This window comes from Sphingomonas azotifigens NBRC 15497 (assembly GCF_002091475.1).
Lineage (GTDB): Bacteria > Pseudomonadota > Alphaproteobacteria > Sphingomonadales > Sphingomonadaceae > Sphingomonas > Sphingomonas azotifigens.
On the sequence record NZ_BCTR01000070.1, the window covers coordinates 1 to 23,941 of the forward strand.

The window sequence follows — 23,941 nt, forward strand, 5'->3', positions numbered from 1 at the left end:
CTCGCGGACGAGCCAATACACCGCCAGCGCTGCCGCCACGCCCACCGCACCGATCGCGTAGAAAGGAATGCGCCAGTTGAAAGCGGCTGCCAGCGAGGCACCGAAGGCAACGCCGAGCGCCGAGCCGATCGGCGGGCCCAGATTGAAGATCGCCATCGCCGTCGTCCGCCGCGTGCGCGGAAAGCTGTCCGAGATGATCGCATAGGATGGCGGCACGCCGCCGGCCTCGCCGACGCCGACCATCATCCGCGCCACCACGAGCTGCGGGTAGCTGCCCGCCATGCCGCAGGCGGCGGTCGCCGCGCTCCAGATGGCGCAAGCTGCGGCGAGCACCTTCACGCGGCTGGTGCGATCGGCGAGCCAGCCGATCGGGATGGCGATGAAGCAATAGAAGAGCGCGAAATAGAAGCCGGTGAGCAGGCCAAGCTGGCCGTCGGTGATGCCCAGCCCCTCCTGGATCGGCTTTGCCAGGATCGAGATCAGCTGCCGGTCGAGGAAGTTGAGCACATAGACGAAGCACAGCATGGCTAGCGTGATCCGCGCGCCCCGCACCGGCGTGGAGCCGCCGCCGGGCGCTGCCCCCATGGCTTGCGCGTCGATCATCCGCTTGTTTCTCTCCAGCATCGTTTATGTCCGGTCCGTCGCCAGCCAGCCGGGTCGCTTCGTACCGCCACCATAGCCCGCGGCGACGCGCTGTTTGAGCAATGCCGGCGGCCGGAAGCGCTCACCATAGGCATCGTGCAGGATCTGCTGCACCTGCAGGCAGAGGTCCGACGTGACGATGTCCATCAGCGCGAACGGGCCGATCGGATGCCCCAGGCCCAGCCGACACGCGACGTCCAGGTCGGCCGGAGTGGCCACGCCCTCCTCGACCAGCTTGACCGCCTCGATCAGCAGCGCATGCAGCATCCGGTTCACCGCGAAGCCGGCAACATCCTTGATCCGCACGGGCTGCTTGCCGAGCCCGGCGAGCACGGCGGTGACCTCGTCCACGACTGCATCGTCCGATGCGAAACCGGGGATCACCTCGACCAGCGTCATGCGCGAAACCGGCGAGAAATAATGGGTGCCGAGGAAGCGCGCCCGACGCGCAGGCGTCAGGAACGCTGCCAGCGTCGAGATTGGCAGCGTCGACGTGTTCGACGCAAGGATGCACGTCGGGGCGCAGGCTTCGTCCAGCGCGCGTAACACCGCGGCTTTGGCGTCGAGCGACTCGTACACCGCCTCGGTGACCATCGCGCAGTCGGCCATTGCCGCAATGGCATCGACCGGAGCGATCCGGGCAAGCGCAGCCTGAGCCACATCGGCGGCGTAGATCTGCCGCGCGACACCCTTCTCGAGGATACCGCCCAGCCGAGCGAGCGCGCCGGCCAGCGCACTCTCGCTGGCATCGTGCAGCAGGACCGCGTGCCCGGCCAAGGCGAAGACAAGCGCAATCTCCGCGCCCATCAGACCAGCGCCGACAACGCCCACCTTCATGATGCGTCTCCCATGTCCGACGAGGCGCCGGAGCGACGCTCGCGTTGCCAGCGCTGCGCCTGTTCGATGTACCAGGACAGAAGCTCGGGCGTGGCCGTCGCGTCGGCATGCACCACCTTGGCGGCGGCCCATCCGGCGAACAGCCGCTTAATCGGAAGCTCCTGCTTCTTGCCGGAAAGCGTGCGCGGGATGCCGGGTGCGGCGATCAGCAGATCGGGCACGAAGCGGGGCGACAGGCTGGTGCGGATCGCTGCGGCGATCGCCGCTTCCATGCGCGTGTCGACCGGCTGGTTCGCCGCGGGTACGACGAACAAGAGCAGCTGGCTGTCGCCCTCCGCATCCTCGACATCGATGATCATGGTGTCGGCGATCTCGGGCAGGTGCTCGACCGCAGCATAGATTTCCGCGGTCCCCATGCGCACCCCATGGCGATTGATCGTCGCGTCGCTGCGGCCCGAGATCGTGCAGCTGCCGTCGCTGCCGATCGTCAGCCAGTCACCGTGCCGCCACACGCCCGGCCATGCGGCGAAATAGGAATCGCGGTAGCGACTGCCGTCCGCGTCGCCCCAGAAATGGAGCGGCATGCTCGGAAACGGGCGCGTGCACACCATCTCACCCACCGCATCGATCACGGGGTGGCCCGTCTCATCCCACGCTTCGATCGCGGCACCCAAGTGTCGGCATTGCAGCCGGCCCGGCGTGTCCGGGAGTTCGGGATTGCCGGCCAGGAACGCGGCGGCGATCTCGGTGCCTCCGCTGACGTTGCACCACCAGATGGCGGATCGTCCGATGGCGGCGAATTGTGCCGTTCCCCAGCGTTGCACATCGGGCGGCAGCGGCGATCCGGTGCTGCCGAGCGCGCGGATGCGGCCCAGGCCGGGGATGCGCGCGAGCTCGATCCCCGCCTTGCGGCACTGGGCGAAGAAGGCGGCGCCCGCGCCGAACCAGGTGACGCCGCTGCGCACCGCGAAGTCCCAGAGCCGGGTCCAGTCGGGATCGGCCTTGGTACCGCTCGGCGAGCCGTCGAACAGGCAGATCGTTGTGCCGCTGAGCAGCCCGCCAACCTGGATGTTCCACATCACCCAGCCGCTAGCGCTGTACCAGTGAAAGCGATCGCCGCGCGTGTTGGCTTCGTAGCTCGGGCCAAGGTCGAAATGCAGCCGTCCTGCGGCGGTCGCGAGCACGACACCGCCATGGCCATGGACGATCGCCTTGGGCAGTCCGGTCGTGCCGCTCGAATAGAGGATCCAGAGCGGATGGTCGAACGGCAGCCATAGCGGTTCGAAGGCCGCGACGTCCGCGTCTTCGCGCGCCGTGGCGGCAGCGAAGTCGACGGCATCGGGCACGTCGTTCGCGCCCCATCCGGTGGAGACGAGCAGCACCGTTTCGATGCAGGGGAGTTGCTCGCGAATAGCGGCCAGGGCGGCGCTTCGATCGAGCGCCTTGCCCGCATAGAAGACCCCGTCGATCGCGATCAGCGCCCTGGGCGCGGTCTGGCGCCAGCGGTCGAGCACGGCCGAGGTGCCCATGTCGGGCGAGCACAAGGTCCAGATCGCGCCCAGGCTGGCGCAGGCGAGCAGCCCCACCACGGCTGCGGGGATGTTTGGCAGATAGGCGGCGACACGATCGCCCGGCCCGATACCGCGTGCGCGCAGCGTGAGCGCGAGCGACGCCACCTGTCGCCGCAATTCTCCCCATCCGATCGCGACGCTGCCGCCGCTCTCGTCCATGGCGATGATCGCCGGCTGGTCCGCGGCGTCCGCGGCGGTGGCATGGCGGAACACGTGCCACGCATAGTTCAGCTGCGCCCCGTCGAACCAGCGCGTGCCGGGCATGGGATCGTGGCTCAGGACAGCGGCGAACGGCGTCGGTGACTCGATGCCGTCATAGTCCCAGATGCTGCGCCAGAACCCGTCGAGATCGTCAACCGACCAGCGGCGCAGCTCCTCGTAGGTGGCGAAGTCCCGCCCCCGCGCCGCCTTCAACCACTCGCGGTAGAGGCGGATCTGCGGGATCGGAGCCGGGACGTGCACGCTGGTACCGGGAGGGGTCATCGAGGGGCAAACCTTGGCTGTTGGTGCGATCGCGGGCGGCGCTTTAATCATCCGGCAGCGCCGCCCGGGCGGGCTAGAAGGACGTCCGCAGGCTCATCGCGGCGTAGCGCCCGATGGGGTTGTAGGCGCCGCCGATGCCGTCGGTGCCGGGGAAGAAGGGCGGCGTGGCGTCGAACAGGTCGTTCACCTGCAGCGCGAGCTCGGTCCGTCTGGCGAACGCAACGTCGGGCAACCGCACCGTCAGGCGCAGGTCGACGGTGGTGTATCCGCCGGCGGTATAGAGGCTCGACCCGGTGGGCGTGGCATAGGATGCGGTGACGCCCGAGCGGTGGTTGACGAAGTTGACGAACGTCACCGGCCCGGCGGTGAACCCGAGCGTGGTCCGCAGTGTGGTCCGCGGTATTCCCGCGTCGAGCGAGTCGCTTTCGGGCGAGGTGGGCGACAGCCGGTTCGTGTAATTCAGGATGTAGTTGCCCGCGATGCCGCCGAAGACGGTCCCGAAGCCGGTGGCGTGGCGGTAGCGCACGTCGAAATCCAGGCCGTTGGTCTTGCGGACGCCGAAATTGCCCTGCCGCAGATCGAGGATGTTGCCGATCGTCGGGACGGCGGCGAAGGTGTAGAAGAAGGGGACGGTGTCGGCGATCGCCGCACCCACCTGCGCCGGCGTGGGGTTGCGGACCACCCGGGAGGCGAAGGTGGGGTCGCTGAACAGCAGCGCGCCGAGCCCCGCAGGCGTCCCGATCACGTCGTCATATTTGATGTCGTAGAAGGTGACGCTGGCGCTCAGATTGGGCACGAACCCCGGCTGCAAGTCGACGCCGAGCGACCAGGTTCGCGCGGTTTCGGGCTCGAGCTTCCGGTTGCCGCCGTACAATAGGATGGTGTTGACCTGCGTCGCGCCGCGCGCCGGATCGCGTGCGCCGAACGCGTCTACCAGCGCCGCTGCGGAATAATAGGAGCCGACGGTCGAGCCGAGATCGCGCAGTCCGGGCGCACGGAACGATCGTCCATAGCTGCCGCGCAGGTTGATGCCGACGATCGGCTCCCAGGTGACGCCCAGCTTCGGATTGGTCGTCGAGCCGAAGTCGCTATAGTGATCGTAGCGTCCCGAGAGCGACAGGGTGAGGCTGCGTGCGAGCGGCGCGGCGTTGCCCTCGCCGAACAACGGCACGAAGAGTTCGCCGAACACCGACTTGACGTTCCGCCCCAGGTCTTCGGGGAAGCCGACGCCGCCGCTCGATCCGCGCTGGGTATAGGTTTCGCGGCGATATTCGGCACCCAGCGCCACCTTGAGCTTGCCACCGGGCAGGCTGGCAAGCGGGCCGTCGATCTTCACCGCGCCGATCTCGAGGCGCTGATGGTTGGTGAAATCGGTGGGGTTGTCGAGGATCGCCGCCACGACGGCGGGGCTCGTTCGCGTGCCGAACGGATCGAGCGCCGTGGCGGTCGTGGTGCCGGCTGCGGCGGCAGTCAGCGCCGTCGTGTTGATCCCAGGCTGGAAGGTATCGTTGCGGGACCAGTTGATCGTGCCGAAGGCGGTCGCCTTGAAGTCGCCCGGCAGATCGACGTCGATACCTGCGGTCGCGTTCCCCGCGCGAACCCGGAAGCGCTGGTCGAAATGGTCGGCGCCGACCAGCCGGTCCGGCCGGAAGTCGACATATTCGAAGAGCGTGTTCGTACCCGGCGGCGCGCGGAAGAAGGGATTGGCGGCGGTGAGCAGCACGAAGGTCTGCCCCGGCAGCGCCGCCTGTACGATGTCGCGACGGTCCGAATAGAGGAGATCGGCCCAGGCGGTGATGCGGCTCGACAATTTCTGCCGCCCCGAGACGAGCAGGCTGTGCGTGCGGTTCTCCGGCAGCAGATCGACTGCCCCGCGCGGATCGCAAGTGTTGGTGCCCGGTGCTAGGCTGGGCGCGGCGTAGATCGTGCCGGTGAACAGATTGACGTTCGCGTCGGGGCACACCGTAGAGCGCGTATCGACGCCGCCGACGGCGCGGAAATCGAGCGCGCGATAGTCGCGGTTCGCGCCGGTGATGTTGTTGTTTTCCTGATATTGATAGGCAGCGACGATCGATCCGCTGCCCCAGTCCTTGCCCGTGATCGCCCCGGCATTGAACGCGTGGTAATCGTCCGCCATGCCATAGCGGACGTTTGCCTCCAGCCCGGAGACACGCGTGCGGGTGATGAAGTTGACCACCCCGGCCACGGCATCCGACCCGTAGACCGCCGAGGCGCCGTCGGCGACGATCTCGACCCGTTCGATCGCCAGTTCGGGGATGAACGGATAGTCGGGGTTGGTCTGCTGGGTGCTGCCGGAAATTAAGCGGTGGCCGTTCATCAACGGCAGGGTGGCCGCGCTCGGCAGGCCGCGCAGGCCGGGCGCGAAGGAGCCGAGACCGCCATTGCTCACGCGCGGGGCGGTGTTGAAGCTGTTGAGCTGCGGCACCGTCGCCAGCAGTTCGGGGGTGCTCGCCGCGCCGATGATCTTGGCGTCTTCCCGCGACACGCTGATCAGGCCCGATCCGGTGGGCGGAACGCCGCGGATGCTGGTGCCGGTGACGACGATCACGGGTTCGGCCTCGGCGCTGCGCTCCTCGGCCTGCTTGGCGGCTTCGGTGCTCTGGGCTTGGGCCAGCGCCGGTAGGCTCAGCATCGCCGCCGTGAGTGCAGAGCGGCGGCATAGACGCGCAGGCGAACGCGCAGATTCTGCTCGATTCGACATTATTTCCTCTCCCCGCATGGGCGCTTGTTGGGTGCGGACTTCGCCGCTGCCGCACTTTGTCGGCTTGATCCTCTGCTTATGGTCTGGAAGACAGGCGGGTAAGCGCACCGGCGGACATCGCTGTGTCTTTAGCGGACATGCCGGGCACAAAGCGGAGAGGGATTGGCATGCCGCTCGAGGAGGACGATGCGGCGCGGATGCGCAGCGGGCGGGCCGGGTTTCCGTCGCTCAACCAGCGCATCTTCGCGCCGTTCAAGATCGCGACGGTCATCGATGCGGTGGCTCGGCGCGGCATGACGGCGGAGACGGTGCTGGCGCGCACCGGGCTGACGCTGGCCAATGTGCGCGATCCCCATACGCTGACCTCGATTGGCCAGTATCTGGTCGCCTGCGAGAATATCGTGGCGGCCGGCGCGGCACCGGCCGACGCCTTCGCGATCGGCGCCGGACTGCATCTCTCCGCCTATGGCATGTACGGCTATGCGCTGATGTGCTCGCCCACGATGCGCGACTTTTTCGATTTCGCCGTCCGCTACCAGCCCCTCGCCACGCCGACCGTGCGGCTGGAATGGCGCGCCGAGGGCGACGTGGCGGTTTGGCAGTTCCGCGAGATCTATCGCGACGTGATGAGCAGCGAGGTGCGCACCTTCTTGGTGCGGCAGCAGATGAAGATGACCTTCACGCACATCCGCGACACCGCAGGGACCGACAATCTTCCGGTCCGCGCGCTCTTCGCCCTGCCGCGGGACGCGCATGCCGCGGAGGATTCACGCGAACTTTCCTGCCCCTGCACCTACGATGCGGCGGCGAACGAACTTCATTATCGGATCGGCATTCTCGAGCAGACGCCCGCGCTGGGCAATCGATTGACCCGGATCATGCTGGAGGAAACCTGCGAGCGGCTGATCGGCCAGTCCAGGACATCCTCGGGCCTCTCCGGCGAGGTGTACCAGATCCTGTTGAACGCGCCCAGCCGGTTTCCCTCCATGGAGACGGTCGCGGCGCATCTGGGCTTGCAGGAGCGGACGCTCCGCCGTCGCCTTGCCGCCGAGGACTCGAGCTATGGCGGGATCGTTGACGACGTCCGGCGCCGATTGGCGATCGAATATCTCCAGACGACGCGGATGAGCGTCGACGATGTTGCGTGGAAGGTAGGCTTTAGCGACGGCGCGAACCTGCGACGTGCGATCCGGCGCTGGACCGGCAAGACCGTTGCAGGCATCCGCGCGAGCAAAGCGGAACCCGCCTGAGCGCCGGACAAGGCGCGACGGGCCCGGTCAGCGAGCGGCCGCTGCGGCAACATCCCGCGCATAGCGAGCCGCTTCCACTTCGCGCTTGGCCTGCAGGAACCCATAGCCGGGCACGCATTCGCCGTCGCGCCGCGTGACCTCATTCCAGTTCCGAACAACCGCCAAGCCGGCCGCATCGCCGCCGCCGACCTGAATGCCCTGAGTTAGGGTGACATGCGCTGCGGCAAAATGGCCGGCGCCGGCGCAGAGGATCGCGCGATTGGGCGCATCCTCGCCGACCAGCGCAAGCAGGCCGGGGCTCACCAGCGCTGGATCGAGCAGCTGCAGACTTTCCTCGGATAGCACGCCATGCGTCATCTGCGTTGCCGCAGTGGGCGCCAGCGCGTTGACCCGAATGCCGTATTTCTCGCCTTCGATCGCCAGCGTTTGCATCAGCCCGACCAGCGCCATTTTGGCAGCGCCATAGTTCGCCTGCCCGAAATTGCCGTACAGCCCCGAAGACGAGGTCGTCATGACGATCCGGCCGTGCCGCTGCGCCCGCATCGGCTCCCACACCGCCTTGGAGCAGATCGCGGCGCCCATCAGGTGCACATCGACGACCAGCCTGAACTCATCCATCGACATCTTGGCGAAGCTCTTGTCGCGCAGGATGCCCGCGTTGTTCACCAGAATGTCGACACGGCCCCAGCGCCCGAGCGCCGCGTCGACCATTGCGGCGACGGCGTCTTCGTCGGTAACCGAGGCGGCGACGGCCATTGCCTGGCCTCCCGCCGCCTCGATCTCAGCCGCGACCCGAGCGGCATTGGGTTCGGAAACATCGTTGACGACGAGCCTGGCGCCCTGTCGCGCAAGGTAAAGCGCATGTTCGCGGCCCAGCCCTCCGCCGGCGCCGGTGACGATCGCGACACGATCCGCAAGTTGCATGGATATCCCCTCTCCTAATTCCGCGAAGCTATCCCATCGGACGTTCGCTAACAAGAGAGTGAATAATTGATTTCAGCCGCGGTCGCAGATTTCCAGGAAGCCGGCAGCCATGAACGACGCCATCCGTTCCTTCACCGCAACGAAATCGTCGGACTTGCACAGCCCGTGCGACAGCTTGTCGATGCGTCCGGTTCGCGCCAGCGTGAGCATCAGCGCACCGGTGACAAAGTGATAGCCCCAGAAAATGTTTTCCTCGGCGCAGTCGGGCAACGCCTGCTTGAGCAAGCCGATCAGGCGCAGCACCACGGGATCAAAATGCTCGTCCATCAGCTCGGCACCCCATTCCGGAGTGTTGGCGACCTGGGCGCCCAGCGCTGCATAGTTCTTCCACGCCTCGCCGCCCTCGATGTACAGGTCGAGATCGGTATCGAGAAAGGCGCGCAGCGCCCCCTCCACGCTGGGCTTGCCCGCGCACTCGGCTTCGTAGCGGTCCAGCGCCTGCATCCGCCGCTCGCTGGTGACGGCGGCACGGCGCGCGAATACCGCGTGGAACAGCTTGGCTTTGTCTTCGAAATAATAGTTGAGCAGCGTGTGGTGGACGCCGACCCGCTTGGCGACGTCCTTCAGCGTGACTCCGTAAAGTCCGTGCTTGGAGAAGAGATATTCGGCCGCGTCGAGGATCTGCTCCATCGTTTCGGCGCGCTGTTCCGCTTTCTTGGAACGACGAGGGGCTTTGATATTCTCTTGCACGCGAATGTCTCTTCCGCGTGCGCGCGCGGGCGTCAAGCCATGCCGAACTCCGCGCGCAGCCGGATCTTGTCGATCTTGCCCGTCGGCGCGAGCGGCATGGCGGCGAGGCGGACCACCGCATCGGGGATCCACCACGAGGCGACCCTACCCTTGAGCGGCGCCAGCAGCGCTTCGTCGCTCACCGCCTGCTCGCCGCGCATCTCTACCAGCAGGATCGGGCGCTCGCCCCATTTGGGATCCGGACGCCCGATCACCGCCGCCAGCGACACCTGCGGCAGGGCACCGACCACGGCTTCGATCTCGGCGGGATTGATCCATTCGCCGCCCGACTTGATCAGATCCTTGGCGCGCCCGGTTATTTGCAGATTGCCGCAGGCGTCGATCCGCGCGAGATCCCCCGTCGCGAACCAGCCATCGGCATCCAGCGCGGAGTCCGGCTCGCCGAAATAGCGCGCGATCACCGCAGCGCCGCGGACCCGCAGATGGCCTTCGCCGCCGCGCTGGTCCGGCAGCGCATGGCCCTGCGCATCGGTGAGCAGCAGGTCGACTCCGATGGCCGGCTTGCCCGAAAGCGCCGCGGCCCGGGCCGGGTCGCGCGGCACGGCAACCGTGCCGGAGGGGGAAAGCTCGGTCATGCCCCAGCTGGTCTGCACCTCCACCCCCAGCCCCGACTCGATCCGCGCCATCAGTGCCGGTGCGAGCGGCGCCCCGCCGACGATGACCCGCTCGAGCGACGGCAGGTCTTCGCCGCTCGCTTCCAGATGCTCGAGCAGGCCGAGCCAGACCGTGGGCACGCCCACCCCGACGGTCACCTGCTCCCCCGCGATCAGCCGAGTGAGGCTCGCACCGTCGGTCCAGCGTCCGGGCAGCACCAGCTTGCCGCCCGCCGCCGGCACCGCGAACGGCAGCCCCCAGGCATTGGCGTGGAACATCGGCACCACGGCCAGCACCGTGTCCCTGCCCGAAATCGCCATCACGTCCACCTGCAGCAGCCGCAGCGTGTGCAGGAAGCTCGATCGGTGCGTGTACGTCACCCCCTTGGGCGCGCCGGTGGTGCCCGAGGTGAAGCATAGCCCGGAAGGCGCTGTCTCGTCGAAATCGCCCCACGGGACATCCCGCTCGACGCCTGCCAGCATGGGTGCCAGCGGCACCACAGGCGGCTCGTGCGCGGCGGTCACGCCAGCCTCGCCGTCGATCACCCAGATCCGCTCGATCGGCGCCAAGGCCGCGATGCGGCGGGCGAGCGGCACCAGATCGGCGCTGGCGACGAGCAGCCGCGCCTCCGACTGGACGAGCATCGCCGCAAGCTGCTCGGCGGTCAGGCGGGGATTGAGCGTGTGGCACACCGCGCCCATGCCCATCACCGCGTACCAGGTTTCGACATGCGCCTGGCTGTTCCAGGCGAGCGTCGCCACCCGGGCGCCGAAGCCGACACCGTGTCCGGCGAGCAGCGCGGAGATCGCGCGCGCACGTACGCGCAGGGCGGCGTAGCCGATGCGATCGACGCCGCCCGCCACCGCCGTCACGACCTCCGCGTGCGGGTGCCATTTGGCGGCATGGTCCAGGAACTTGTCGAGCGTGAGCGCGAAGTCCTGCATGCTTCCGTCGATCATCGGCACCCTGCAACCTTGGTGAGGACTGGGGAGATAACCCCCGTGTTCCAGTTCCACGGCTGATTGCCGGCGGCGCGGCGGCGGCAGACGCTCGCCTCGTGCAGCGCGAACATGCCGGGAAAGAGCTTGGTGCGCGCCTGCGGCACCTGCGCGAACGCCATATAGTTCGCCTCCTTGCCATAGGGCAGCCAGCCGGCTTGGCCCGCCGCGCTGGGCGCGCCGGTCCTCGCGAACGACGTCCAATATCCGAGCATCGCGTCCGACATTCGCCGTTCGGCCAAGGTGTCCGGCACCTTCGGCCATAGCGGCGGCGTACCCCCGGCAGTGCCGAACACATAGGGCAGCTCGGACGCGTGGAAGGCGTGCAGCCCATTCTCGTCGGCCGCAGGATAGCCGTGATCGAAGAAATAGAGATAGCCGGGCTGGCCGATGGCGGTCTGGCCGATCGCCAGCCGCGTCGAAGTCCAGCCATAGAGCGCGTCGCGCGTCGCCGCGAGCATGCTCTCGCCGATCGTCTCCGCCGGGTAGAGGCGGAGGAACGGATCGGCGAGGTCGCCATAGCGGCTGCGGATCGCGGCCGAATAGGCATCCGCATTCGCGGGCGCCGGCGGCAACAGCACGCGGAGCGAGCGGATCTCGCCGGCGTTGAACCCGGCGATCAGCGGCACCGGCGCCTGCTCGCCGCGATCCCAGGTCTCGACAAGCTGGCGCGTCAGCAGCTTGCCGTCCACCGTTCCCCAGGGGCCATAGCCCTTGGCCGCCGCGAGCGCGGTGAGTTTCTCCGCATCCATGGCGCGCAGGGCCGCCAGATTGCTCGCGCCGAGCGCCTGCTGGATCTGGCTTCCCGCGGTTTCGGCCGCCGGCATCCCGAAACGGGCGGTCTTCAACTCGGGCGCGGAGATCATATAGGCGCTCTGTGCGATCGCCTTGTGGAACAGGCCGCGCGCGGCGGGGCTCGCCATGAGGTACATCACGCTGAGCCCACCCGCGGACTCGCCCGCAATCATGACGTTGCCGGGATCGCCGCCAAATGCAGCAATGTTGCGCCGGACCCAGCGCAGCGCGGCGATCTGATCGAGCAGGCCGTAATTGCCGGAGATGCCCTCGCCCGACTCGGCACTCAGCGCCGGGTGCGCGAGATAGCCGAGAATGCCCAGCCGATAGTTGATCGAGACCAGGATCACGCCGCGCGCCGCGATGCGCGCGCCGTCGTACATCGCCGCATGGCCATAGCCGGAGACGAGTGCGCCGCCATGGATCCACACCATCACCGGCAGCTTCGCGGCATGCTGGGGTGCCCAGATGTTGAGCGTCAGGCAATCCTCGTCCATCCGCTCGGGCGGATCAGTGTAAATGCCGGCTGCCTGCGGGCGGGGCTGCACGCAGGCCGCACCGAACGTCGTGGCCTTGCGTACGCCTTGCCACGCAGGAAGCTCGACGGGCGGCCGCCAGCGCAGCTTGCCCACCGGCGGCTGGGTATAAGGCACCCCGCGGAACACCCGCAGACCGCCTTCCTGGCTTCCCTGCACCACGCCGGCCGGTGCCGCGACGGTCGGCGCCTGCGCCCGAGCGGCGGGCGCCGTGACAAGTGCGGCCAGGAGCGCGGCCCGATAAATGCGTCTCATGCTGGACTCCGGCGAGGATTGGAATGCGCGCCGCGCAGCAGCCGTGCGAGCCACAGGAACAGCGCGATCGCGATCAGGTAAAAGGGCGTCAGCGTGAATAGCGCGGCCTGGAGATGGTCGGTCTGGCCCTGCAGCTTGAACCAGTCGCTGGCGAAGCCAACCCAGGTCGGCCCCAGCCCCAGCCCGATGAAGTTCATCACCAGCAGCAGCAGCGCACCCGACAGCACCCGCTGGTTTGGCTGCACTTCCTCCTGCACCAACGCCACCGAGGCGCTGAGGTAGAAATAGTTGAAGACCATCACCACGCCGAGCAGCAGCAGCGCCAGCGGCCAGCCCGGTGCCCAGAGAAAGGCGATGTAGAAGGGCATCGCGACGGCGAGCGACAGCGCTGGCGCCGTCGCATAGCCGGTCCGCGACCGGCGCGTCATCCGGTCCACCACCCAGCCCGAAAGCACCATGCCGCCGCCCATGCCGATTGCGAGCACCAGCGCGTACCAGACGGCAACCTCGCCGAGCGCCATGTCCTTTTCGCGCATCAGGAACAGGACCGCGAAATTGCCCAGCCCATAGGTGACGAACTGAGTCGCACCGCTGCCCAGCGATGCCAGCAGCAGCACCGGGTTCGAGAAGAACATGCGCAGCGTCGGCCAGAAAGGCGCCTTGCCCATCGACGTCCGCACCGGATCGGTGGCGCCCCGCTCGGGCTCGCGGAGCAGCAACCGCACGAGTAGCGCCGTAACGATCCCCACCCCGCCGATGACGATGAAGGGCGCGCGCCAGTCGAACCGTGCCGCCACGGCGGCGCCGAACGCCACCCCGATCGCTGCGCCGATCGCCGGCCCCAGATTGTAGATCCCGAACGCGCCGGCGCGCCGCCCGGGCGGGAAGGTGTCGGTGATGATCGCATAGGAGGGCGGCACCCCGCCCGCTTCCCCGAAGCCGACCAGCATGCGCGCCGCGACCAGTTGCCCGTAGTTCGCCGCCAGGCCGCAGGCGAGCGTCGCCCCGCTCCACACCGCGCAGGCGAGCGACAGCACCGTGATCCGGTTGCTGCGGTCCGCCAGCCAGCCGACTGGAATGGCGATGAAGCAGTAGAACATCGCGAAATACAGTCCGCCGATCAGCCCCAGCTGGCCGTCGCTCACCTGCAGCGCATCCTGGATCGGCTTGGCGAGGATGCCGATCAGCTGTCGGTCGAGGAAGTTCAGCACATAGACGAAGGTCAGCGCAGCCAGCACCAGGCGCGGCCGCGGTGCGGCGGCGCGCCTGGTTTCTGGTGGGATGTCGAGGCTATCCGGAACCGCCGCCATCTCAGATGCCGTAGCCGAGACGGATGCCGACGGTACGTGGCCGCAGCGTGCCGAAGCGGCTGACCAGGAACGCCTCCGGATGAATGTAGACGACCGAGTGGTCGTCGAACACATTCTCCACATAGAGCTGCGCCGACCAGCTGCGCCGCTTCACGCCGAAGCTGATATTGGTGTTCACATATTCGTCGGTCTCGCCGAACGTCGACAGCCGCACGTTGGGAAGGCCGGGCGTATTCGGGAAAGAACTGTTGTACGAGCCGACATACTGGGCATTGACCGCGAAGGTGCCCTTCACGTCCTTGCCGAGGTCCACGCCGTAGGAAAGGAACAGCGCGCCCTGGAGGCGCGGCGCGGAAAGCCGGTGGCCGAGCACGGCACCGGAGATCGCCGCTTCGGCCGCGCTCAGCTTGGTGATCTTAGCGTCGTTATACGCCGCGTTCAGGCCGATGAAGACATCCTTGGCGGGAACGACGCCCATCTCCAGCTCGACACCCTTGCTGCGTGCGGCGCCGATATTGGTGGCGAACTGCACCGAGTCCGAGACGCGATTGGCCTGGGCCTGGATGTTGCTCCAGTCGATCAGATAGGCCGCCGCGTTGATCGTCACGAGGCCGTTGAGGAACCGCGCCTTGGCCCCGACCTCGTAGCTCTTCAGGTCGTCCGACGACGCGCCGGCCGGAATGATGATGTCGCTGGGGTCGACCAGGCTGGGGCGGCCGGCGAACGCATTGACGATCGGCGCGCGAAAGCCGGTGGAGAAGGTCGCATAAGTCGTCAGCGCCTCATCGGGCTTGTAGGAGACGCTTGCCTTCCACGACGGCTTGGAGCCGGTCGCCTTCACGCCGGCCACCGCCGCATAGGGGGTGAAGGTGTTGAAGTTCACCGGGATGCCGAGCAGCGCATAGGTGTAGTAATTCTGCCCGAAGGCGGTAGCGAGGTATCCGCCAGCTTCGGTGAACCCCTGCGCCGAAATCCGGCCGTAGCGCATGCCGCCGGTGACCCAGAGCTTGTTCGAGAAACGGTAGGTCAGCTCGCCGAACCCCGCCAGTTCCTCGTTGATCTGATGGGTATACTGTTTCTGATAATATTGGTCCGGCAACCCGGTGAGACCGCGCGCGGCGAGGAAGGCCAGCGACGAGCGGTAGAAATAGTCCACGTCGCGCCGGCGGTGCAGGTAGAAGCCGCCGACGACGAACTGGAACGGGCCGTCGAGCGTGGACGCCAGCCGCGTTTCCTGGACGAACACCTTGTCATAGCCGTTCGCATCGAGCCCGAAGGCGATCGGCGCGCCGGGATAGATCGCCTGTTTCGGGAATGTGCCGGCGAGATCGAGCCAGAAGCGCTGGTCGAATTTCGAATAGGTCGACGAACTGGTCAGCTTGGCGAAATCGAACGCATATTCCAGTGTGGCGTTGAGCACCGTCTGCTTGCCGGTGAAGCGATCGGGCTGGTCGGAGACGCGCTTCTCGCGACCGAGCGCGGGGCTGGTGAGCGACGAATCCTTGGGATCGCTGTCCTCGTATGAACCGAGCAGCCGCACCGACAAGCGGTCGCTCGGCTTCCACAGCGCGATCAGGCGCCCACCCCAGTCGATCAGCGTGTTCGAATTGCGCACGCCGGTCCCGACATTGTCGAGATAGCCTTCCTCGTGCCGGTAGAAGCCGACGCCACGCACCGCTAGCCGGTCATGCACCACCGGCACGTTGAGCATCAGATTGTAGCGCTGGCGCAGCGAATCCGGCCCGGTGAGCCCCAGGTCCGCCAGTGCGGAGGCGTCGAAGCTGGTGAGATTCGGGCTCTTGGTGAGGATGCGCATCGCACCCGATAGGGAGCCCGAGCCGAACAGCGTTCCCTGGGGACCGCGCAGGAATTCGACGCGCTCGACATCAAACAGGTTCGGGTCGACCACCGTTGTGTTGCCGATCGTCGAGACCGGAAGCTCGTCGATATAGACGGCTACAGAGCTCTGGAGATTGGCGTTGTAGCCGTTGGTGGCGATGCCGCGAGCGGTGAAGTTGTTGAAGTTCTGCGTTGGCCGGTTGAGCACGACACCCGGCGTTTCGCGCGCGATCCCTTCGAACCCGACGATACCCTTCTGCGTCAGCTCTTCCTGCTGGAATGCCGTGATGCTCAGCGGCACGTCCTGGATACGTTCCTCGCGCCGCGTGGCTGTGACGACGATGTCGTTGCCATGATCCTGACCGGCGGTGTCGGGCCGCGTCGGCGGCTCCGTTGTCTGCGCTGCGACGGGGGTCGCGCTCACCATGGTTGCGGCGGCACAAGCCGACACAAATGCTGTTGCCCGCATGCTCTCTCTCCCAGCGTACCGGTCGCGCATGGCGCCGTTATCGCCTGGAGAATGTGCAGGCAAAGCTGTACGCTGTCAATATTCACTATCGCGCGTGTGAATGTAAGCAGTGGCAGGAGGTTCTTGACCCTGCCGTGATCGTCTTGGCTAACTGGGCCACGACCGCTGACCTTCGAAGAGACGGGAACGGTAGCGATACGCGTGAGTCGCGCCGTGAAGCTACTCGGGCGGCCAGTCGCGGGGATCGATTGGATCGCCGCAGACGGCCCGGGCAGCGATCCTGACAACCATCATCGTCGCGGCCTCTTCATCAGCAACGGATCGCTGACCGATTCGCGGCACCTCGCGATCGACTGGAAGGTGGTCAGGAACGGCCAGTCGTATAGCGGCGATGCGCACGCCGCCGCCTCCTTCTATGCCTATGGTCGCGACCGCTGCTTGCGGTGGGCGACGCCAGGGTGGTGCGCGCCGAGGATGGTCATCCCGAAAACCCTGCCGGGCATGGCGCCGACTTCCACCCTGCCGAGCCGATCACGATCGACAGTGTGGGTGGCAATCTGATCGTCCTCGATCTGGGAGATGGGCAATATGCCCATTATTTCCATCTGAAGACCGGCAGCGTCCGGGTTCGGGTGGGCGACCATGTGCGAAAGGGACAGGTGATCGGCGCGATCGGCGCATCCGGGATGCCCGCGAACCACATGTCCATCTGGAAGTCACCGACGCGCGCGAGACCTTGACGGGCGAAGGGCTGCCCTATGTCATCGATCACTACAGCGTGATGGATCCCAAGACGGGCGTACGTAGCCCTCGCACGGGCCAGCTGCCGCTGAACGGCATGATCATCGACTTCGGCACGTAGCAGCGAGCGGTGTCGCTACCTTCCGCCAAGCGGCAGGCGCGCCGGGCAGAATTAGGCAAGGCGTTCGCCAACATCGATCCTATTCCCATCGGGGTCGGCAAAGACGAAGGCGCGCTGGCCGTACGCCTTGTCTGCCAACCGCTTGATGATCCGCACCCCCGCCGCTTCGCATAATGCATACAGAGCCGCGGCATCGCTGACGAACATATGCATCACGTTGACCGTCGAGGGCTTATGGTCGGGCTTTCGGCTGAGATGGATCTCGGCATCGTCCTTCTTCAGCACCATGAAGCCGACGGGATCTCCGTTCTCGAAAACCTTCTCGAAGCCAAGCACGCGCACGTAGAAATCATGTGCGACCGTGAGGTCCCGGACGCATATTCCGGGCGCGGTACGGCCGAAGATGATGTGCGTTGCAGCGGACGGCGACATGCTTTTCTTCCAGGTCGGGCAGCGGCGGCGGTGCGCTTGCCGGTTCAGGAGCGGTGTCCGAACGATGCGCCTGCGGGCAATCGAGGGATCTGTCAATCGTGGCACGGCGGCCGCACGCCAGTGAGCAACTCGGTCTGCTATCGCGCGCTTCCAGATGCGGCGGCTACCGACGCCGTTGCGTCCCGTTCAACTGCCCGCGGATCCGCGGACCTTCACCTCGCTGAAATGCGCTTCCGTCCCCGGGCCGATCCAGAGTGCCACGGCGCCTTTAGCGCCAGCACCGTGCTTGAGATCGTCGACGATCAGGGTCGGTTGTTCGGCGCCATCGACATAGAGACGGGCATGGGTTCCCACTACGACGATACGCACCCGCGTCCACCGACCCGGCTCGAGATCGACATAGGTCTCGTACTTGCCAGGGGTTTCGGCGCGCAGTCTCTCCCACCGATAGTCGGGGTGCGAGACGTACTGGACGGCGTGGTTGCGGCGCAGCTGGTCGTCGGCCCTGCCGTTGGTGGGACGCAGATAGATGGCTTCTAGCCTGGCTCCGTCCTGCACACGGAAGGCCAGCCCGACGAACCCTCGTGCCGTGGCACTTGCCGTGGCCATGGGGGCGCCGCTGATCCAGGCTTCGAGGACTCCGTCGCCGAAGGCCGGCGTGTCCAGCATCACCAGCCGGTCAGGACCCGAGACATCCTCCAAGGCGATAGCGCGCAGAGCCGCGCGGCCTTTATAGGCCACTTGCGCCGCCCGGACGCCCATCACTCGAATCGTGCCATGCTCCAGCCCTGTCTGCTCGGAGGCCCGTCGCGCGGCAAACGCAGGCACAGGGGCAGCGGAGGCCACCGTCATCGCGGCGCCCCCGAGCACGGCCCGACGGCTCAGCGGATTGTCATACATCGCGGCTTCTTCCTCGTGACATCACGCAGCCTCGATCCGTAGCGCGTGGTGGCAAGAACCCCAAGCGTGTCGGGCGGTGCACGTCGCGTGAACCTCTGGACTCTATCCTCGTTGACGCATCTGATCGGAGGGTCACATGCAGGTACTTGAAGGCCGCGTCGCGCTGGTAACGGGTGGAGAGTCGGGCATCGGCGCGGCCTGCGCGACAGCGCTTGCGGCGGCAGGTGCGGATGTCGCCATCTTGTACCACCAGGATGCAGTGGCAGCGGAAGGTGTTTGCAACACGGTGCGGGCCGCCGGTCGGCGGGCGACCGCCCTCCAGGCGGATGTGGGGAGCGAGGATCAGGTAGCGGGCGTCTTTGCCAGCGTCGGGGAAAAGCTCGGCCTGGTCGACCTCCTCGTGAACTCCGCAGGGGTCAACATGCAGGGCGTCGCTGTCGTCGACATGGATCTGGACCACTGGCGCCAAACCATCAGCACCGATCTGACCGGCGCCTTCCTCACCTCTCGGGCATTGGTACGCGGGTTGCGCGACGCCGGGCAACCGGGCCGTATCGTCAATATCAGCTCCATTCATTCCACCGCCGTGCGGGAGGGCGGTGCGGACTATTGCGCCGCCAAGGCAGGGCTCGACAGTCTCACCAGAACGATGGCGATTGAATGTGCGCCGCTCGGCATTGGTGTGAATGCGATCGCGCCCGGCATGATCCTCACGCCGATGAATGCGAAGGCCGAGCGCGATCCATCCTATCGGGCTGAGGCCGAGAAGCACATCCCCTGGGGGCGTGCCGGCCGTCCCGACGAAGTTGCCGATCTCGCTGTCTACCTGTGCTCCAGGCAGGCCGAGTATATCACGGGCGCGATCGTTACCATCGACGGCGGCCTGGTCCTCGAACAAGCGCTGGGGGCCTGAGATGGCGCAGCTCGACTTCAACGTGGAAAAGATCGAACCCGTGATCCTGCACGGACCGGATGCGGTGACGCAGCGGGACCTGATGAGCCCCTATGTCTGGAAGGTTCACGGACAGCACCCCTATGCGTTGATGGTCCGCGCGGTGCCGAAGATGGGCGAGGAAGGCGACACCGGAACGATCTGGTACGCCACCAGCAAGGATGGCCTGACCTTCACCGCCACCGATACACCCGCGCTCGTCCCGGGTCCGGCTGCCGAGGATGCCGGCGGTTGCGAGGATCCCACGGTCGTCGCGCTGCCGGATGGTGGCTATGTGGTCTACTATACCGGCGTCGATGCGCCGCATGCGCATGGCGAGCTGCTCTATGCCACCGGGCCGAGCATGGATCGGCTGGAGAAGCGTGGCGTAGCCATGGCCTCCACCCCATCGCAGGGCAATGTGAAGGAGGCGACCGTTGATCGTACCGAGCAAGGCGGATGGCGGCTGTTCTACGAATATGCCGCGCATGATGCCTCGCTGGTCGGCCTCGCCACTGCGCCGGGTGTCGCAGGCCCCTGGCATCATGATCGGCAGCCGTTCACCCCCAGGAGCGATGCATGGGACGACTTCCATCTTTCCACCGGGCCACTGCTTACCGACGACAAGGCGCAGCCGGTGATGTTCTACAATGGCGCAACGCAGGATGCGCGCTGGCGGATTGGATGGATCGCGTTCGACGCGGAATATAGGCGCGTCACGGACCGCTGCATCGAACCGCTGATCGCGCCGCCTCCCTCGCCCAGCAGGATGGATACCGACATCGCCTTCGCCGCGTCGGTGGTTCTGGAAGGCGAGCGTATCTGGCTCTATTTTTCGCGCGCCGACCGCGCATTGTTCCGCGCTACCATCCGCCGCTTCTCGAGCTAAATCCCCCCGCTTGCCGCCCAGATGCCGCAGGAGATTTAGGTCGCAATACCTGCGGCAGATTGGTGACACGCGTCCTCGCGAAGCTGATCGGTATTTCTCGCGAGTGGAAGGCGGGACATGCGAACCAGGCTACGTCCACCTGCTAATCTGGACTCAGCGGCGCCCAACAGGGGCGTCAGCCAGCGAGAAGCTGATTTCGCCCGTTCTGCTTAGCACCATAGAGCAACCGATCGACGCTCTCGCAGAAGCCCCGCGCATTCTGGTCCCTCCCGGGCATGGTGGTGCCAACCCCAAGGCTGGCGGTAACGAACGGGCTGCAATCCGAAGATGCGTTGGCTATTCCAAGCGCTTCGATGGCGCTGCGGCAGCGTCGAGCGACCTCGATCGCGGCGCTTTCATCCGTGTCCGGCAGGAGGAGGACGAATTCCTCTCCTCCGTAGCGGGCAACCACGTCCTTCTCCCGCCCCACCTTCTGCAGCGCTTCGGCGACGGCAACCAGGCATTCATCGCCATACAGATGGCCATAGCGATCGTTGAAACCCTTGAAGTGATCGATATCGAGCAGGATCATCGACAGCGGACGTCCGCTTCGGCGCGCATCCTCCCAGCAAGCCTCGAGGCGTTCATCAAACCGGCGCCGGTTGGCGATCCGGGTCAAGCCATCTTCGAAGGACAGCGCCTCCAGCTTCTGCTGCATCTTCAGCAACTCGTGCTCGATCCGCTTCCGCTCGCTGATGTCGAACATGAAGCCGATCAGGCTTTCCACCTCGCCGTCGTCATTGCGGACAACGTGCACGACGTCGCGAATCCACACAAAGCCGCGATCAGGCGTGAGTGCGCGATAATCCGCTTCGTGATCAATCCCTGCGATCGACTGGGCGACACAGTAGTTGACCACATGGTCGCGATCCTCCGGATGAATGCGCGAGGACCAGTCTTCCACCGAGATCCAGCTGTCTTGCGGCCAGCCCAGGAGGCTCTCGATCTGCGGCCCGATATAGGCGAAGCGCATCGTGCTCCAGTCAATCTTCCAAGGAATGGCGCGCGTGGATTCCAGGAGCGTCCGATACACAGCGTCCTCGCTGCCCGGATTCAACCGCGCCCGTGCTGTCGGGGGCGCCATCTCGTCCTCAACGCGACGAGGATGCTTCTGCGGCATACAACCCTTATCCATCAAATGCATGGGCGGTAGCAATCGCCGCTCATTTTCCCGATATGCGCTCTCGAGGTTGTAGAAATGTAACTGCTTGCAATGGCTAAGTCGGACAGCGCCGCGGCGCTGCGGTCGCCATGATGGAATGCGCGAAACCACGCAACAAAGGTTTGAGGAGGGGTGACCTTGGGGCTGTCCCGCGAGCCAGAGCATCCCGTCACCGTCCTCGGCGCGCAGCGGTGACGAAAGGTTTGCGACGAGCCGAGGCTGACTAGTAGAAATGCGATATCGATCAATATCATGGGTTGTTCGATGGAGGCTCGATCAGCGTTGGCCGGGGTAGGGGCTTTGAGCAGATCGCAGCACAGTGCAGAGGATATTCGGGACGAACTGGAGCGGGTCGCCGCCAGCCTCAGCGCCAGCGGCGAGGATCTCGAGCTGGGCTTCCATCTCCCGCGGCCCGCCGCGCCCGACTGGCCTTTCCCGCATAATTGGGACGTGGCCGTTGCCGTGCCCGAGGGGCTCGAGGATCTGGCGTTCCGAGCCATCGATGCCGTCGCGGCGCGTTGGGATCTGCAATAGAGGTGAACGGGCCCGATGTCGTCCGGCTGCGCGCCGGCACTGTCACCTTTCAGATGCCGCTCGGGCATCCGGTCTGGTCCTATGCCGACGAGGCATCCCGTCGCCTCGTCGATGTCGAGGTCGAGGTTCGCGCGCTGCTGCGCCTGAGCTATACGGGGTCCGCCAGATACGCGACGACGCCCACCCTCGTTGGCAACAGACATGTCGTCGAGCAGGTGGCCCGAGGCATCATCGACCGTGAGGGTGCGAGCTTTGTTCAGCCGGTGCGGGTGACGGTGCGAGACGTTTGAACTCGGCCGTTGCAGTGCGCGAGGCAAACGAGCAATCGACCGACGGACGTTTGTATAGTGTGCCTATCCGGTAACTTACGCGATTCCCCTAAGTGCAGATGGCTCATCGAAGACGCGATACGCACCTCTCTTGCAACAGCAGAGGGAACGCCGTGGGAATTATCGCTTTTCAGATGCCAATGACGGAGGCACGTTGGTTTTACCGTAATCAGGGGGCTTGCCGCAGCGTGGACGTAGAGGTTGAGCATGCCGCGCTGGAGAGATTGAACCAGTCCGGAACTGGCGACGCACTTCCCTACGCGATTTTTACCGCCAACAGAGCCGCGATCGAACGCGCCGCACGGAACATCATCGACCGCGAAGGCCCGAACTTCGCCGAGCCGATCCAGGTGACCGCCAACGACATCTAGCGATCCCCCACTGGCGTGCATCGCAACTGTTCGGTGTCGGCAACATCGACGCTCAAAACCGCTACGACCTGCCCCCGCGGGGTTAAGATTGCCGATGCGCGACAGGCAATTCGTTCGGTCCCGAGGAGACTTCACGGTGAACGGAGAAGACGGGGTGGCTGGCCAGGAGATCGTCAGGAACGTCGAGCTCGCGCTTGGTGATGGGTCTACCGTATCGGTATTCCTGAGGGGGCACAATGAACCCGTCTCCGTAGTGCGCGTGCACCGCAACGTTGCCACGGTCCGCCTGGAGGGGATGGGAAACGCGGTTCACGATGTGGCCTATAGCGCCATCGCCGGTGCGAAATACGCGCCGCGCGGCGCTGGGATCATTGACGGTATCGCTTGAGGTGCCAAGCACCCAAGCTCCTTACTTCGACTTGCCTCGGGTTGAAGTTCCTGTCGATCCTCGAACCGCCCCTTGCTCTCGACGTCCCGCGCGATATGCCCGTCGGACGTTCGCAGGCATATGCTGTGCCAGCAGGATAGCGGCGGCGCCGGGGCAGTGCCGCCCGCTCGCCAGCCGCGCATCGAACCGCGTCTCCGGGTCCATCGGGTCGTAGGCCTCGCAGAAGGTGGCAGCAGCACGTTCGACCCGGCGTATCAGCTTGGCGCGATCTTCTGCGGTATCAAGTCGCAGGTCGCGATAGGCGACGACCATGCGCGGCGGGAATGCCATCGCCGACGTGCCGCTGGCGCAAGCCGGCAACAGCGCGGCGCTGAGGAGCACCAACAGCTTCATGATTTTCTCCTGTACAGATTTGCGTCGATCGCGCCGCAGAGCAGCCGCCGCGGGTCCGCCTGGCTGGTTTATGCCCCTTCCTGCCGACGCGGCTGGCTCACCGCAGGCGGCGGAAATGGAAGTTCCTGACGAAAGGCGCTCCACCGGCGTCCGCCGCCGCAGCGGATTCCGTCATTTCCTTGCCGTCCGATGAGACCGCATAGACCCGTACCGAGCCGAGCATCTTGTTCTTCGCAAGGCTCATGACCAGCACGTTGGACGCCGGCTGGTTGATGGCGGCGCTGTCCGCTTCCGCGTTGTCACCTTCGCCTGCCGATGCCGATCCGTCGCGTGCGTAGTGCACCGCCATGTGCCGGACACTGCCGTCGGGCGCGGTGATGTCGATGCTTGTCCGCCACAGGCCAGCGCCGACATCCTCGAAGGTGTAGACGACCCGGCGGGGCGGCGGACCATAGTTGGTGGGCATGCGGGCGAGGTCCAGTTCCCAGGTCCCCAGGAAGGGGGACCGATTGGCTGTCGAAGCATCCTCCGGACCCGCGACGGCCGCGCCGGCGGGCATCAGGAACAAGGCTGTCGCCGAACAGCGCAGGATGAAACGCGGGGCTGCGGTTCGCATGCATCATCTCCTTGCCCCGAGGATGCGGCGGGGGCTCCGCAGCGACGAACGCGTCGCTTC

25 protein-coding genes are annotated in these 23,941 nt (G+C 66.1%); 9 read left to right on the top strand and 16 right to left on the bottom strand.

The features are described 5' to 3' along the window. From SAZ01S_RS20050 to SAZ01S_RS20065, 4 genes are all read right to left on the bottom strand, one after another. Positions 1–603: MFS transporter (locus tag SAZ01S_RS20050; protein WP_139810172.1), on the bottom strand; the 603-nt coding region annotated here is incomplete at its 3' end. Positions 604–627: 24 nt separating this feature from the next. After that, complete coding sequence (locus SAZ01S_RS20055; RefSeq protein WP_084584028.1) at positions 628–1,479, bottom strand: 3-hydroxyacyl-CoA dehydrogenase family protein; 852 nt, start codon at positions 1,477–1,479, stop codon at positions 628–630. Then, positions 1,476–3,533, bottom strand: coding sequence for an acetoacetate--CoA ligase (locus SAZ01S_RS20060; RefSeq protein WP_139810168.1), 2,058 nt, complete (start codon positions 3,531–3,533; stop codon positions 1,476–1,478). The genes SAZ01S_RS20055 and SAZ01S_RS20060 overlap by 4 nt, the downstream gene beginning before the upstream one ends. A 73-nt stretch (positions 3,534–3,606) precedes the next feature. Further along, positions 3,607–6,186: a TonB-dependent receptor plug domain-containing protein gene (locus tag SAZ01S_RS20065; protein ID WP_245825053.1), complete on the bottom strand. Its 2,580-nt coding sequence runs from the start codon at positions 6,184–6,186 to the stop codon at positions 3,607–3,609. A 236-nt stretch (positions 6,187–6,422) separates the two neighbouring features. Here SAZ01S_RS20065 and SAZ01S_RS20070 point away from each other — a divergent pair, with 236 nt between their 5' ends. Then, a complete protein-coding gene (locus tag SAZ01S_RS20070) occupies positions 6,423–7,505 on the top strand; it encodes an AraC family transcriptional regulator (protein ID WP_084584031.1) in 1,083 nt (360 codons plus the stop codon). Between the two features lie 27 nt (positions 7,506–7,532). On the opposite strand, the gene SAZ01S_RS20075 is transcribed toward SAZ01S_RS20070, so the two are convergent. The 7 genes from SAZ01S_RS20075 to SAZ01S_RS23825 all read right to left on the bottom strand — a co-directional run bounded on the left by SAZ01S_RS20075 (position 7,533) and on the right by SAZ01S_RS23825 (position 16,434). Then, positions 7,533–8,429 (bottom strand): SDR family NAD(P)-dependent oxidoreductase, encoded by an 897-nt coding sequence (locus tag SAZ01S_RS20075; RefSeq protein WP_084584032.1) that lies wholly within the window; start codon positions 8,427–8,429, stop codon positions 7,533–7,535. Positions 8,430–8,501: 72 nt separating this feature from the next. Next, positions 8,502–9,119 carry a TetR/AcrR family transcriptional regulator gene (locus SAZ01S_RS20080; RefSeq protein ID WP_084584033.1) on the bottom strand — a complete coding sequence of 206 codons (618 nt, stop codon included), beginning with the start codon at positions 9,117–9,119 and terminating at the stop codon, positions 8,502–8,504. A gap of 92 nt (positions 9,120–9,211) precedes the next feature. Beyond that, on the bottom strand, positions 9,212–10,792 hold the full coding sequence (locus SAZ01S_RS20085; RefSeq protein ID WP_084584054.1) for an AMP-binding protein: 1,581 nt from the start codon (positions 10,790–10,792) through the stop codon (positions 9,212–9,214). Further along, positions 10,789–12,417 carry a carboxylesterase/lipase family protein gene (locus SAZ01S_RS20090; protein ID WP_084584034.1) on the bottom strand — a complete coding sequence of 543 codons (1,629 nt, stop codon included), beginning with the start codon at positions 12,415–12,417 and terminating at the stop codon, positions 10,789–10,791. The genes SAZ01S_RS20085 and SAZ01S_RS20090 overlap by 4 nt, the downstream gene beginning before the upstream one ends. Next, positions 12,414–13,727 carry a spinster family MFS transporter gene (locus SAZ01S_RS20095; protein WP_084584035.1) on the bottom strand — a complete coding sequence of 438 codons (1,314 nt, stop codon included), beginning with the start codon at positions 13,725–13,727 and terminating at the stop codon, positions 12,414–12,416. The genes SAZ01S_RS20090 and SAZ01S_RS20095 overlap by 4 nt, the downstream gene beginning before the upstream one ends. A gap of 1 nt (position 13,728) precedes the next feature. Beyond that, a complete protein-coding gene (locus SAZ01S_RS20100) occupies positions 13,729–15,993 on the bottom strand; it encodes a TonB-dependent receptor (protein ID WP_245825055.1) in 2,265 nt (754 codons plus the stop codon). A gap of 261 nt (positions 15,994–16,254) precedes the next feature. Next, positions 16,255–16,434 carry a hypothetical protein gene (locus SAZ01S_RS23825; RefSeq protein WP_139810169.1) on the bottom strand — a complete coding sequence of 60 codons (180 nt, stop codon included), beginning with the start codon at positions 16,432–16,434 and terminating at the stop codon, positions 16,255–16,257. A 59-nt stretch (positions 16,435–16,493) separates the two neighbouring features. Between SAZ01S_RS23825 and SAZ01S_RS20105 the strand changes: the two genes are divergently transcribed. Both SAZ01S_RS20105 and SAZ01S_RS24625 read left to right on the top strand, forming a co-directional pair. Beyond that, positions 16,494–16,775 carry a M23 family metallopeptidase gene (locus SAZ01S_RS20105; protein ID WP_218018131.1) on the top strand — a complete coding sequence of 94 codons (282 nt, stop codon included), beginning with the start codon at positions 16,494–16,496 and terminating at the stop codon, positions 16,773–16,775. Beyond that, complete coding sequence (locus tag SAZ01S_RS24625; RefSeq protein ID WP_281252172.1) at positions 16,772–16,897, top strand: hypothetical protein; 126 nt, start codon at positions 16,772–16,774, stop codon at positions 16,895–16,897. Before SAZ01S_RS20105 ends, SAZ01S_RS24625 begins: the two co-directional genes overlap by 4 nt. 51 nt (positions 16,898–16,948) lie before the next feature. Here SAZ01S_RS24625 and SAZ01S_RS20110 read toward each other — a convergent pair whose 3' ends face one another. Further along, entirely contained in the window at positions 16,949–17,329 is a 381-nt protein-coding gene (locus SAZ01S_RS20110; RefSeq protein WP_084584038.1) for a VOC family protein, read from the bottom strand. Between the two features lie 186 nt (positions 17,330–17,515). Continuing rightward, a complete protein-coding gene (locus SAZ01S_RS20115; protein WP_084584039.1) occupies positions 17,516–18,229 on the bottom strand; it encodes a LamG-like jellyroll fold domain-containing protein in 714 nt (237 codons plus the stop codon). 136 nt (positions 18,230–18,365) lie between these two features. On the opposite strand from SAZ01S_RS20115, the gene SAZ01S_RS20120 reads away from it, so the two are divergent. Together SAZ01S_RS20120 and SAZ01S_RS20125 are read left to right on the top strand one after the other, a co-directional pair. Then, positions 18,366–19,142, top strand: a complete 777-nt coding sequence (locus tag SAZ01S_RS20120) for an SDR family NAD(P)-dependent oxidoreductase (RefSeq protein ID WP_084584040.1) — start codon at positions 18,366–18,368, stop codon at positions 19,140–19,142. Position 19,143: 1 nt separating this feature from the next. Beyond that, positions 19,144–20,049 (top strand): glycoside hydrolase family 130 protein, encoded by a 906-nt coding sequence (locus SAZ01S_RS20125; protein WP_084584041.1) that lies wholly within the window; start codon positions 19,144–19,146, stop codon positions 20,047–20,049. Positions 20,050–20,224: 175 nt separating this feature from the next. Here the strand turns inward: SAZ01S_RS20125 and SAZ01S_RS20130 are convergent, their stop codons facing one another. After that, positions 20,225–21,208, bottom strand: a complete 984-nt coding sequence (locus tag SAZ01S_RS20130) for a sensor domain-containing diguanylate cyclase (protein ID WP_084584042.1) — start codon at positions 21,206–21,208, stop codon at positions 20,225–20,227. Positions 21,209–21,550: 342 nt separating this feature from the next. Between SAZ01S_RS20130 and SAZ01S_RS20135 the strand changes: the two genes are divergently transcribed. The 4 genes from SAZ01S_RS20135 to SAZ01S_RS20145 all read left to right on the top strand — a co-directional run bounded on the left by SAZ01S_RS20135 (position 21,551) and on the right by SAZ01S_RS20145 (position 22,872). Continuing rightward, positions 21,551–21,784: a hypothetical protein gene (locus tag SAZ01S_RS20135; protein ID WP_084584043.1), complete on the top strand. Its 234-nt coding sequence runs from the start codon at positions 21,551–21,553 to the stop codon at positions 21,782–21,784. A gap of 2 nt (positions 21,785–21,786) precedes the next feature. Continuing rightward, entirely contained in the window at positions 21,787–22,074 is a 288-nt protein-coding gene (locus tag SAZ01S_RS20140; RefSeq protein WP_084584044.1) for a hypothetical protein, read from the top strand. Positions 22,075–22,226: 152 nt separating this feature from the next. Further along, positions 22,227–22,484, top strand: coding sequence for a hypothetical protein (locus SAZ01S_RS23830; RefSeq protein ID WP_218018132.1), 258 nt, complete (start codon positions 22,227–22,229; stop codon positions 22,482–22,484). 136 nt (positions 22,485–22,620) lie between these two features. Then, positions 22,621–22,872, top strand: coding sequence for a hypothetical protein (locus SAZ01S_RS20145; protein WP_139810171.1), 252 nt, complete (start codon positions 22,621–22,623; stop codon positions 22,870–22,872). Positions 22,873–22,893: 21 nt separating this feature from the next. On the opposite strand, the gene SAZ01S_RS20150 is transcribed toward SAZ01S_RS20145, so the two are convergent. Both SAZ01S_RS20150 and SAZ01S_RS20155 read right to left on the bottom strand, forming a co-directional pair. After that, positions 22,894–23,265: a UrcA family protein gene (locus tag SAZ01S_RS20150; RefSeq protein WP_084584046.1), complete on the bottom strand. Its 372-nt coding sequence runs from the start codon at positions 23,263–23,265 to the stop codon at positions 22,894–22,896. Positions 23,266–23,362: 97 nt separating this feature from the next. Then, a complete protein-coding gene (locus SAZ01S_RS20155) occupies positions 23,363–23,881 on the bottom strand; it encodes a hypothetical protein (protein ID WP_245825057.1) in 519 nt (172 codons plus the stop codon). Positions 23,882–23,941 lie beyond the last annotated feature (60 nt).